This is a genomic window from Streptomyces sp. NPDC045021 (genome assembly GCF_056432645.1).
Genome location: NZ_JBWKIQ010000004.1, coordinates 256,823 through 268,521, shown reverse-complemented (window position 1 = coordinate 268,521; position 11,699 = coordinate 256,823). Strand labels below are relative to the sequence as shown.

Sequence of the window (11,699 nt, the reverse complement as noted above, 5' to 3'; positions counted from 1 at the left end):
CTTCGGCTTCACCCGAATGCCCTCGCACTCCGCACTCCGCACTCCGCACCGGAGCATGCAGAAGGGCCCGCATCCCAGGGATGCGGGCCCCGCTCCGTGGCGGTCGTCAGAGATACCTCAGACGGCCGAGCCGTTCCTGCTGCGCCGTACGACCAGCATCGCGCCCGCGCCGGCGACGACGGCCGGGCCGCCGACGAGGGCGAGTTGCGGCGCTACGGAGGACGAGCCGCGAGGGTCGGCTTGGCCTTGCTGGGCTCCGCGTCCTCGACATCGCTCCGCAATGGCCTGCCCTCAATCAGCCACCGACCGGCTCGAACCCGGCGAGCATCTGCTCCAACGCCGCCTGATCCGGCCCTATGAAGGGCGCCGAACCGGCTGCGGAGCCCAGCGTGTCGATCATCCGCTCGATGATCCCCGGGGCCGGCGGCAGATGCGTGGACAGGACGAGTTCCGGATCCCAGTCGCGCAGCGGCTGGAATGTCTCGAGGAACCGCCGCTCATCGACGTTCTGCACCCATGGGCTGTCCACGGTTGCCCACAGCAACTGAGCGGCCCGCAGATCCTCGGCGCCGACCATGCCGACATCCGCGGCTTCCGCCAGCTCCACGCTGGGCATCGGGCCGCCGAAACAGTCGGAGCTGAAGCACACTCCGGACAGGTCGTCGAAGAAGCCGACCGTGGCCGGGTTGTCGAACAGCGGTGGCCGGAACCCCGTGAGCTTGCGGTCGCCGACATCCAGCGACTGCCCCGGGTTGAGCAGGTACAGCCGGTCCATCGGCAAGGGCCGCTCACAGGACATGATCCCGACGCCCACGAACGTGGTCACGACACGCGCCTCGGGCGCCGCGGCCAGCAGATCGAAGATCCCGCCGGTGTGATCCCGGTCGGGGTGCGTGAGCCAGATCCACCGCACATCGGCGGGATCCAGCACCGAACCGAGGGTCTCCAGGAAGTTCCGGTCGGGCAGCCCGAGCCCGGTGTCCACGACGACGGGCTCGGCGGCGTGCAGCACGAAGGCGTTGACGGGGATGTGTCCGATCCCGGGAACTTCGAGGCTGTCGCCCAGGACGCTGACGTCGGGTCGGACCTTGTGAACGGGCATGGCGATCTCCCAGCCCCCAGAGCTGGCGATCGCTCGCGGCGTCCCTATCCATCCTCGGCCAGCGCAGGCTCCGCCGCCACCGCCCAGGCCGCACGGCGCCAAGGGCTATCCCCATGCGGCAGGGGGAAGGGAACCGATAATGGGTTCATGAGTGTCCGGCGCTGGTCGGGGAACCGCCTGCTGGAGGAGCCACTGAGCCGCTGGCTGGTGGCGATCCCGCTCGCACTGATCGTCGTGATCACCGTGGTCGACCTTCGCGCCCCGACCGATGTCCATCTGGGCCCGCTGCTGGTGATCGCGCCCGCCCTCACCGCCTCCCTCGCCGGGACACGGCTCACCGCGGTGGCCGGGGCCCTCGCGGTGGCGGCCCAGGTACTCATCGCCGTGTTCCACGGCGGACTGACCACCACCAACCACATCGCGCAGATCATCGCCCTCACCGCGCTCTCCAGCCTGGTGGCCTGCGCTGCATTCGCGAGCGGCGAGAACGCGCGTTGAGCCTGGCACGCTCGGTCGCGGAGACAGCGCAACGGGTTCTCCTGCGGCCTCCGCCACGCCGTATCGGGCCCGAGTGGCCCCGATGCCCTGCTGGACCGCATCCATCGCGACCTGATCGCCCACATCGGGGGGCCACCTCTCGATGACGCCGCCATCCTGGTCATCGAACACACCGCCTCCCACCTCCACATCGCCCTTCGGGACCGCAAGGGCTTCCCCCGGCTCCTTCCCGAGGAACCACACCGGCCCCAGCCCCCAGCGAGCCGGCCAGGACAGAGAGCAGCAGGTCACGGCGTCGACGAGCTCAGATCCGACCAGGCGGAATGAACGGGCTGGGCTCGGATGGCCCCAAGGGCGTTGCACGCGGACAACTTCGCCGACCAGCTCTTCCGATTCGCCGCCGCTGTACTCGTCGGCGGTGTCGATGCGTGGTTTGGTGGCGGGGCTCAGCTCTGGCATCATGTGCAAGCGGAACCTTGCTCCGGTAATGATGCGGAACGTTCCGTTTTGGCAGGCTCGGTAGCGGCGGGAGCGACGCGGTGAACGACAGCGACGAGGGCGCAGGGCAGGGAGCCCGGCCCAAGCGGGCGGACGCCCGCCGCAACAACGAGACCCTGCTCGACGCGGCCGCCGCTGTCTTCGTCACGTCGGGCGTGGAGGCGCCGGTACGCGACATCGCGGCCCAGGCCGGCGTCGGGATGGGCACGATCTACCGCCATTTCCCGACGCGAGCGGATCTGATCATCGCCGTCTACCGGCACCAGGTCGAGGCCTGCGCCGAGGCCGGTCCGGCCCTGCTGGCGACCAGCGCGACTCCGCACGCCGCACTGGGGCAATGGATCAACCTCTTCGTCGACTTCCTGGTCACCAAGCACGGACTCGCCGCCGTGCTGCAGCCCGACAGCGCCGGCTTCGAGACACTGCACGCCTACTTCCTCGACCGCCTCGTGCCCGTGTGCACCCAACTGCTCGACGCCGCAGCCCGTTCCGGTGAGGTTCGATCCGACCTGAAGGCCTACGAGCTCATGCGCGGCGTCGGGAATCTCTGCATCGGTGCGGACAGTGATCCCCGCTACGACGCGCGTCGACTGGTCGAGCTCCTCATCGCAGGACTGCGCCGACCGCACTGACCATCGGCCAGGCGGCCGACGAAGACCGGCCACCACAGACACCGCGGCCGCTCCGGCCGCTCCGGCCGCGATCAGCGCGAAGCACGAACCCAAGTGGTGTGTATCCAGAGCCGGATGGCTCGTAGGACGACTTCGTCACGCCCAGGTGTCACCGCGACGACCGGCGGGGCGAGTGGCGGCCGTGGTACGCGCATGTAGCCACTCCAGATGCCGTGGACGGACACCGAGGCGTGTCCTGAGCACGAACACTTTACCTACGCCCAATGGCATGCTCCGGTCACATCTGCCAAGCTTCCCGGAGTTGTCGCCCTGACCCCAGGGCGACAGCAGAAATCTCACCTCAACGATCGTGCAAGCAACGCGCACAGCCCGCGGCTTCCCTCCGGCGCACCCAAGCCGGCCGGGCGGCCACCGAGCAGGCCGGAATCCCGGCCGCCTCAAAGGAGTTTCGTGTGAGACCCTCCCCCCACAAGGCCCTCGCCGCGACCGTGTTCGCCGTCGCCGCGTTGGCCGCTGCCTCGATCCCCGCCACCCCGGCGGCCGCCGCGCCGGCCACGGCCCCCCTGGCCGCCGCCTGCACCCCGGCCCAGGTGGTCACCAACGGTGGCTTCGAAAGCGGCACTTCACCGTGGACCCAGTCGTCGACCAGCGTGATCACCAACCGCGCCGGTCAGAGCGCCCACGGCGGCACCCACTTCGCCTGGCTGAACGGAGTCGGCAGTACGCACACCGACACGCTCTCCCAGAGCGTCACGATCCCGTCCGGATGCAGCACCGCCACCCTCACCTTCTGGCTGCACATCGACACCGCCGAGACGACCTCGTCCACGAAGTACGACAAGTTGACGGCGAAGATCGGCACCACGACGCTGGCCACGTACTCGAACCTCGACAAGAACACCGGGTACGTGCAGAAGTCGTTCGACGTGTCGGCGTTCGCGGGCCAGAGCGTGAACGTCGCCTTCACCGGCACGGAGGACTCCAGCCTCCAGACGAGCTTCGTCGTCGACGACGTCGCCCTCGACACCTCCGGTGGTACGACCCCGCCCCCGGACTCCACCCGCACCCCGGCCGCGCCCTCGTACACCGTCACCCTGAGCAGCAACACGAGCGGCACCGCCTGGACCGGACACGAGAGTGCGACGTTCACCAACGCCTCGTCCACCGCGCTCAGCGAGGTGTACCTGAGGCTGTGGGACAACTACCACGGCACCTGCTCCGCCATGCCGATCACGGTCAGCAACGTCACCGGTGGCACCGCGGGCGCCCTCTCGGTCGGCTGCACGGCCCTCAAGATCGACCTGCCGGCGCCACTGACCCAGGGTCAGACCGCCACGATCGGCTACGACCTGGGCATTACCGTGCCCAGCGGCGCCGACCGCTTCGGCTACGACGGTGCCTTCAGCATGATCGGCAACGCCCTGCCGGTACTCGCGATCAGGGACGCGGCAGGCTGGCACCTCGACCCGTACACCAACAACGGCGAGTCGTTCTACTCCCTGGCCGCCGACTTCAAGGTGACCCTGGACCACCCGAGCACCCTGCTGGTGCCGGCCACCGGCGGCTCGGTCGACACCCCCGGCTCCAGCGGACGCACGATCACCACGGCAACCGCGTCCAAGGTCCGTGACTTCGCCTGGGCGGCCGGCCCGTTCAGCAAGATCTCCGGCACCTCCACCTCCGGCACCCCGGTCAACATCTACTCCGTCTCGGGCATCAGCTCAACCAACGCCCAGTCGATGCTCACCACCGCGAAGACCGCCGTGGACACCCACGCAGCCAGGTTCGGCGCCTACCCGTACGGCGAACTGGACGCGGTGATCGACAACAACTTCTGGTTCGGCGGCATGGAATACCCCGGGTTCGTCCTCGACCTGGTCAGCACCACGGCGCTCACCCATGAGATCGGGCACCAGTGGTGGTACGGCATCGTCGGCGACGACGAGTACAACAACCCGTGGCTCGATGAGGCGTTCACCGACTACGCCACCGACCTGGCGCAGAACAAGACCGGCACCAACTGCTGGAGCAGCGTCTCGTGGTCCTCGACGGCGGAGAAGATCACCAACTCCATGGCCTACTGGGACGCCCATTCGTCCCGGTACTCCACCGTCGTCTACGGCTATGGCAAGTGCGCCCTGCACGACCTGCGGCGCGTCCTCGGTGACAGCGTCATGGCGAAGCTCCTCAAGGACTACGCCACTTCGCACTGGTACGGCGTCTCGACCACGTCCGAGTTCAAGGCAGCCGCCCAAGCGGCCACGACCACGGACCTGACCTCGTTCTGGACCCAGCACCGCATCGACAGCTGACACAACACCGGTTCGCCGCGGCGAACGCCACCTCCGGACCCGGCGTCCGGGCCCAGCCTCCGGGCGTCGCCTCCAGGCGCCACCCGCGGCGAACCGGTGACCTCCTCCCACCCCGGCATCGGGTGAGGGGGCAGCCTGCGGGTGTCCACTGACAGAAGATGTCAGTGATGATCCCGAAAATGGGGCCATGACGAACACGATGGACGATGCCCGCCACGACTTCGACTTCCTGGTCGGCAGCTGGCGGATCAACAACCGCAAGCTCGCCGACATGGCCGACCCCGAGTGCGACCAATGGGTGGAGTTCGAGGCCGTCGGCTGGATGCGCACGACGCTGGGGGGCCTCGGCAACGTCGACACCTTCTCCGTGCCGCGGATGCCCGACGGCAGCTCCTACGAGGGGATGTCGTTGCGCCTGTTCGACCCCGAGGCAGGTGTGTGGAGGATCTGGTGGGCGTCGGATGCCGCCCCCGGGCACCTGGACCCGCCGGTCTCCGGGCGATTCGAGGACGGGCGCGGGGTATTCCACGGCGAGGATGTCGTCGGAGGGAAGGCGGTCAGGGTCCGGTTCGACTGGACTGTCCTCGACGCGGACACCGCCACCTGGGAGCAGGCCTTCTCGTGGGACGAGGGCGTGACCTGGATCCACAACTGGCGGATGTCGTTCTCACGGGTCGCGGAGTAGTCGAAAGCGTCCGGGCAACGCAACACCGCGGATGACGCGTCAGCCGGCGGTCCAGCCCGGGATCGTCGGCTTCCGGGCTTCGGGGAAGGCGCGGGCGCGCCAAACGGCGTAAACGAACTTGTTCGTAACGAACATGTTCGTTATATTGGTCCAGTGACGCCGCGAACCCCCTCCCCCCGCAGCCGCCGCGAGCGGCCCGCCAAGCCCGCCCTCACCTTCGAAGGCATCGTGGACACCGCGGTCCGCCTCATGGAAACCGAAGGACTGCAGCGCGTCACCATGCGACGCCTCGCCCAGGAGCTCGACACGGGCCCTGCCTCGCTCTACGTGTACGTGGCCAACACGGCCGAACTGCACGCGGCGATCCTGGACGAGCTGCTGGGCTCCATCGACCTTTCGCCCGCCATCGGCGAGGGCGACTGGCGCGACCGGCTGACGCAGGTGCTCACCGCCTACACCCGCATGCTCTTCGAGAATTCGGCACTGGCCCACTCCGCCCTGGTCGCCCGGCCTTCAGGACCCAACTACCTGGCTCTGGTCGAGGCCGTCCTCACCCTGTTGCACGAAGGCCGCGTGCCCGGCCCGCGGGCCGCCTGGGGAGTGGACGTGCTGCTCCAGGTGGCCACCGCGACCGCCGCCGAACACTCCACCCGCTCGCACGCCGTCGACAGTGCGGACGAACACAACGCCCTCGTCACCGCACTGCGGGAGGCCTCCCCCGACACGCATCCGCGCATCGCCGCGCTCGCCCACGACCTCGTCTCCGGAACACCCGAGCAGCGTCTCAACTGGATCTTCCACAGCGTGATCAACGGCACCCTCACCACTGCGCGTACCGCGCCCTGACCCGTCCGCCCATCCGGCGCCGCCCCGCCCCAACGAGAAGCGAGACTCACCATGAGCACCCTTCCCCACCACCCCATCGCCATCATCGGCGCCGGCCTCGGCGGCCTCACCCTCGCCCGCGTCCTGCACGTCCACGGCATCGACACAGCCGTCTTCGACTCCGACGCCTCCTCCCACACCCGCACCCAGGGCGGCATGCTCGACATCCACGAGGAGACCGGGCAGGCCGCACTGCACGCCGCGCACCTGCACGCGGCGTTCCTCGCCAAGGTCCACCGAGGCGGCGAGGCCACCCGCGTCCTCGACAAACACGCCAACCTGGTGCGCGACGAAGCCGACGACGGCACCAACGGCCGGCCCGAGATCGACCGCGGCGACCTGCGCGACCTGCTCCTCGGCTCCCTCCCTGAGGGCACCGTCCGCTGGGACGCCAAGGTCACCTCGACCCGCTCGCTGGGCGACGGACGGCACGAGGTCACCCTCGCCGACGGAACCCAGTTCACCACCGGCCTTCTCATCGGCGCCGACGGCGCGTGGTCCCGCACCCGCCACCTGCTCTCCGACGCGACCCCCGCGTACACCGGGATCGCCTTCGTCGAGGTGGACCTCCTGGACGCCGACGCCCGCCACCCCGACGCAGCGCAGCTGATCGGCGGCGGCATGTTCTTCGCGCTGGGCGACGACAAGGGCTTCCTCGGCCACCGGGAGACCGACGGCAGCCTGCACATCTACACCGCGCGGCGTGCCGCCGAGGACTGGCTGTCCACCATCGACTTCACCGACTCGGCCGCCGCCAAGGCAGCCGTCCTGGAGCACTTCGGCGACTGGGCGCCCGCGCTGCGACAGCTGGTCGCCGACGCGGACGGCCCACTCATCCCCCGGCTGATCCATGCCCTGCCCATCGGCCACTCCTGGAAGCGGGTAGCGGGCGTGACCCTGCTCGGCGACGCGGCCCATCTGATGTCCCCGTTCGCCGGCGAGGGCGCCAACCTCGCCATGATCGACGGCGCGGATCTGGGGCGCTGCCTGGCCACGTATCCGGATGACGTCGAGACAGCGCTCGCCGCCTACGAGGACGTCCTCTTCCCCCGCAGCGAGCAGACGGCTCAGCAGTCCGCGGAAGGCCTTGACGTCATCTTCAACGACCGCGCCCCGCAGCCGCTGGTGGACATGTTCGCCTCCTTCGATGCCCGGACGGCCTGAGCCCGACCGGCTGCGCCGCAGGCCCTAGTCGAGCTGGGAGACCTGGTAGTGGCTGATGTACCAGCTCTCCGCGATGCGCTGCACCAGTACGCCGAGGTTGACGCTGAGGGTGGGTCGGTCGATGAACGAGAAGTCGACGTCCAGGTAACCCAGTACGAGGTCGTCGGCGGGACGCCTGGTTTCGAGAATCCGATAGACGGCCGTCAGCCCGATGGGCTGGGAGTCGTAGTACGCGGCGACGCCCGGCCTTCCCACGCTGTAGGGGTGCAGTCCCTGGAAGATCGCGTCTTCGGTGAACAGGGAAGCGACCTGCTGCGGTTCGTGCTTGTCGACGGCGGCCTTCCACTGGTCGAGGACGCCGCGCAGGATCACTTCACTGTCTGTCGTGCTGGTCATCAGAGGTCTCCTACTCGGTGGAATCAGTGGCCGGCGCTCATGCCGCCGTCGACGTGGAGGATCTCGCCGGTGACGAACGGCGCGTTCTCCAGGTAGATCACGGCCTCGACGATGTCGCTCGGCTCGCCCATCCGGCCGACCGGATGCAGGGCGGCGAGGGCTTCATAGGCCTCCTCGGGGTGCATGGGAGTCTTGATGGTGCCTGGCGAGACGGCGTTGGTACGGATGTTGCGCGTGGCGTACTCGATGGCGAGGGACTTCGTGGCGGATTGCAGGCCGCCCTTGGTCAACGAGGCAAGCACGGAGGGGACGTTGGAGTCGGCGTTGTCGACCAGACTGGTCGTGACGTTGACGATATGGCCGCCGCCCTGGGCGAGCATCTGCTCGATGGCCAGCTGGGTGATGCGGAAGAAGCCGCCGAGATTCACGCCGGTCACGGCGGCGTAGTCGTCCCGGGTGTAGTCGGTGAAGGGCTTGGCCGTGAAGATCCCGGCGTTGTTGACCAGGGTGTCGATGCGGCCGAATCGCTCGACGCCGGCGGCTATGACGCGTTCGGCCGTGGCGGGGTCGGCGATGTCGCCCTGGATGGTCAGGATGCCCGCGTCGTTGGAGGGAGCGATCGTGCGCGAGGTGGCGACGGCGGCGTAGCCGAGCTTGCGGTAGGCGTCGACGAGGCCGGCGCCGATGCCCTGCGAGGCGCCGGTGATGACTGCGACCTTCCGGTCGTGAGTGCTCATGATGACCTTCTCCGATATGAGGTGGGGTCTCTCGGCCGATCCGGACTAGCCGACCGGTCGACTAATCGGAGCCTAGGTGGCTCGCCGAGATGAGGTCAAAGGCCAACAGGGTCCGGGACGGGACCGGTTTCCTCCCTGTTCGTAGGCGCAGCCTTCCAGCCCATGTCAGCGGGACAGGGCTGGAAGGGCGGTGCCGCGGAAGGGCCGGAGCCTGTGGCGAGGCCGTCTGGCGCTGCGGAAACTAGTGCTTGTAGGGGTCGCCGTCGGGCAGCCAGGCGTCCGGGGTGTCGATGCCGAGGTCGCCCACACCGTCGCAGAGGGCGTTGACGAGTGAGAGGACCGCAGGGCGCTCCTCGCTTTCACGCCGGACCAGGGACCAGGTCCAGTAGATCTCCGGTGCGACGACCGGGCGTTGGACCAGGTCGGGCGGGAGCGGGGTGGTCTGGCCCTTGGGGGAGTTGATGAGCGGACGGCTGCTGCGGCGGACATGGTCGAAGAACGCGGGTCCGGTGATGCCGCCGTCGGAGACACGTACCGCCTGGGCCCCGGTGTCCCGGGCCAGTAGCTCGGCGTAGGTGTTCCAGGACGACCAGGAGGTGGTGTCGTTGTCGAGGAGGACAGCGGTGTCCCGAGCGGCCACATTGCTCGTGTCGTCGCCCGTGGCGACGGCGTACAACCGGTCGGTGCCGAGGAGCCGGGCGTGCAGGCCACGTTGTTTCAGGTCCTCGGCCCGCACCCAGCACACCGCGAGGTCCAGGCTGCCGTCCCCGACCCGGGCGGCCTGGGTGTGCGAAGGCGCGATCCACGCGTCGATGTGGAGTTGGGCCACCGCCGCGGCGCGAGCCGTCAGGTCGGGCGGGAGCCAGTTGACGTAACCGAGCCGAACCGGTTCCGACCCGGACAACCGACCGGCGCGCCGCTGGAGGTCATCGGCGCGTTCCAGCAGGGCGCGAGTGGGCGGGAGCAGGGCCGAACCGGCCGGGGTGAGAGACACCGAGCGGCGGTCACGATCGAACAGCCGCACCCCCAGGTCGCGTTCGAGCGCCTTGATCTGCTGCGACAGGGAGGGGCCCGCGATCAGCAGGCGCCCGGCGGCCCGGCCGAAGTTCAGCTCCTCGGCAACGGCCACGAAGTACCGCAGTTGGCGCAGCTCCATGGTCGTCATGCTACGCCGGTGAGAGCCCACGCCTCCCAGCAGAGAGACAGCCGGTCGTGGCGTCTCCCCTGGTGGGGGCGGACCATGTCGGAAGACACACGTCACCATGACCACCTGTGGCGTTCCGGTCCTCGCCGGACGTCCCACCGAGCGGAACAGGGCCATGCGAGAGTTCCTGGTCGAGATCACCACCACCGTCCCCGAGGGCACCAGCCCCCAGGAGGTCGACCGGCGGCGCGCCGCCGAAGCCGTCCGCGCCCGGGAACTGGCCGCCACCGGCAACCTGGCGCGGCTGTGGCGCCCGGTCGGCGAGTTGCGCAGCATCGGCATCTGGCGGGCCGCCGACGAGGACGAGCTCCACGAGAAGGTGCTCGGTACGCTGCCGCTGCGCCCGTGGATGACGCTCACCGTCACCGCGCTCGAGTCGCACCCCAACGACCCGGGCCGGACCGACGCCACGCCGTAACGGCACACCCCGTGCGCGCACACCCCCGCGGCTGCGGCCAGATCCCCGGCCGCACCGGTTGGCGGTAATGCGACATGCCGACCCGGTGCGACGGTCTGCACCGGCGAAACCACCCCGGACCCGGGCAGACTCAGTGCGTGAGGAGCGCAGCAGCGGTCATCCAACCGCTCTCGCCCCTCATGCCGGGCCGGCCCCCCGGCACCGTATCGCCACCGATGCCTCTGATGTGGAGCCCGTCATGACCACCGCGTGGGACCTGTTGATCACCACCATGGACGTCAAGTCCAGCCGTCCCGTCGAGCAGGGCGAACTGTCACTGGCTCTCGCAGGAGCCGAGCTGATCGACCTCACCGGCGCCGAGGCCGCCACCCTGGACGACGACCGCATCCTGCCCAGCCTGCAGAGCGCCATGGATGACCGCCTGTTGGACGAGGCGGCGTCGTCACTCGTCCGCCAGCCGCCGTACGAGTCCGTGGAGGACTGGCTGTGGCGCCGGGGCCGTGGGCTGGCCTCGGCCTATCGCGCTGCCCTGGAGGCGGAAGGACATGCCACTCGGCCGCGCCACCATTGGATTCCCCTCCGAACCGGCGCGACGACGCTGACCGACTCACCGGCCCGTCGCCACGCGACTGAGCGCTGGACGTCGGGCGAGCCCGTCCTCGCCGGCCTCGCGGCCGCCGTGGGCATCCAGGACGAGCCGACTGAAGAGGTCGCGAACCTCGCCGATGACGCGGTCGTGACCGTGCTGGCCGCCGTCCATGACGCGGTGACGGAACTGGAAGCCGTACGGCAACGGCGAAAGATCGAAGACGCGGCCTTCGACAACATCTGGCGGGGCCAGTGACGAGGACGTAGCGCCCGGTACGCGGGACGTGGGCGGACGGGGAGACGTTCTTCCAGATGAGCTTCGCGAAATCGTGCTTGTACTGTTCGAGGCCGGGCGAACCGCGATTCGACCACCTCGAGAGGCGACTCGCGCAGAGCCCCGCCATCTCGACGCCCACCATCACCCTTGACGGCGAGTTGATCCCTTCACGCCCCCGGCGACGGCGTCGGCTATCGCAGCCACTTCACGGGCGCATACGACCACCGGACGCTGAAGGGCATCGGCCACAACGCGCCGCAGGAAGCCCCCGAGTCCTTCGCCGAGGCGGTCGTCGACGTCGAC

Annotated in this window: 11 protein-coding genes and 1 pseudogene; 8 read left to right on the top strand and 4 right to left on the bottom strand. The window is 69.2% G+C overall.

Features of this window, described 5'->3' with window-relative positions; genetic code table 11:
- Positions 1 to 295: 295 nt before the first annotated feature.
- Positions 296 to 1,102 (bottom strand): MBL fold metallo-hydrolase, encoded by an 807-nt coding sequence (locus tag AC07DC_RS15350; RefSeq protein WP_478914875.1) that lies wholly within the window; start codon positions 1,100 to 1,102, stop codon positions 296 to 298.
- A 147-nt stretch (positions 1,103 to 1,249) separates the two neighbouring features.
- Between AC07DC_RS15350 and AC07DC_RS15345 the strand changes: the two are divergent.
- The 6 genes and pseudogenes from AC07DC_RS15345 to AC07DC_RS15320 form a co-directional block, all read left to right on the top strand.
- Positions 1,250 to 1,668: pseudogene (locus tag AC07DC_RS15345) on the top strand (serine/threonine-protein phosphatase); the annotation flags it as partial.
- Positions 1,669 to 2,139: 471 nt separating this feature from the next.
- Positions 2,140 to 2,730 (top strand): TetR/AcrR family transcriptional regulator, encoded by a 591-nt coding sequence (locus tag AC07DC_RS15340; RefSeq protein WP_478914874.1) that lies wholly within the window; start codon positions 2,140 to 2,142, stop codon positions 2,728 to 2,730.
- A gap of 452 nt (positions 2,731 to 3,182) precedes the next feature.
- Positions 3,183 to 5,042 (top strand): M1 family metallopeptidase, encoded by a 1,860-nt coding sequence (locus AC07DC_RS15335; RefSeq protein WP_478914873.1) that lies wholly within the window; start codon positions 3,183 to 3,185, stop codon positions 5,040 to 5,042.
- A 187-nt stretch (positions 5,043 to 5,229) separates the two neighbouring features.
- Positions 5,230 to 5,727 (top strand): hypothetical protein, encoded by a 498-nt coding sequence (locus AC07DC_RS15330; protein WP_478914872.1) that lies wholly within the window; start codon positions 5,230 to 5,232, stop codon positions 5,725 to 5,727.
- Between the two features lie 153 nt (positions 5,728 to 5,880).
- Positions 5,881 to 6,573, top strand: coding sequence for a TetR/AcrR family transcriptional regulator (locus AC07DC_RS15325; RefSeq protein ID WP_478914871.1), 693 nt, complete (start codon positions 5,881 to 5,883; stop codon positions 6,571 to 6,573).
- Between the two features lie 51 nt (positions 6,574 to 6,624).
- Entirely contained in the window at positions 6,625 to 7,776 is a 1,152-nt protein-coding gene (locus tag AC07DC_RS15320) for an FAD-dependent oxidoreductase (RefSeq protein ID WP_478914870.1), read from the top strand.
- 24 nt (positions 7,777 to 7,800) lie between these two features.
- Here the strand turns inward: AC07DC_RS15320 and AC07DC_RS15315 are convergent, their stop codons facing one another.
- The 3 genes from AC07DC_RS15315 to AC07DC_RS15305 form a co-directional block, all read right to left on the bottom strand.
- On the bottom strand, positions 7,801 to 8,172 hold the full coding sequence (locus AC07DC_RS15315) for a YybH family protein (RefSeq protein WP_478914869.1): 372 nt from the start codon (positions 8,170 to 8,172) through the stop codon (positions 7,801 to 7,803).
- 23 nt (positions 8,173 to 8,195) lie between these two features.
- Positions 8,196 to 8,909: an SDR family NAD(P)-dependent oxidoreductase gene (locus tag AC07DC_RS15310; RefSeq protein ID WP_478914868.1), complete on the bottom strand. Its 714-nt coding sequence runs from the start codon at positions 8,907 to 8,909 to the stop codon at positions 8,196 to 8,198.
- Between the two features lie 241 nt (positions 8,910 to 9,150).
- Positions 9,151 to 10,074 (bottom strand): LysR family transcriptional regulator, encoded by a 924-nt coding sequence (locus AC07DC_RS15305; protein WP_478914867.1) that lies wholly within the window; start codon positions 10,072 to 10,074, stop codon positions 9,151 to 9,153.
- 154 nt (positions 10,075 to 10,228) lie between these two features.
- Between AC07DC_RS15305 and AC07DC_RS15300 the strand changes: the two genes are divergently transcribed.
- Together AC07DC_RS15300 and AC07DC_RS15295 are read left to right on the top strand one after the other, a co-directional pair.
- Positions 10,229 to 10,531 (top strand): muconolactone Delta-isomerase family protein, encoded by a 303-nt coding sequence (locus AC07DC_RS15300; RefSeq protein ID WP_478914866.1) that lies wholly within the window; start codon positions 10,229 to 10,231, stop codon positions 10,529 to 10,531.
- A 238-nt stretch (positions 10,532 to 10,769) separates the two neighbouring features.
- The gene (locus tag AC07DC_RS15295) at positions 10,770 to 11,375 is read left to right on the top strand and encodes a GOLPH3/VPS74 family protein (protein WP_478914865.1); all 606 of its coding nucleotides are present in this window, start codon (positions 10,770 to 10,772) and stop codon (positions 11,373 to 11,375) included.
- Positions 11,376 to 11,699: the final 324 nt, after the last annotated feature.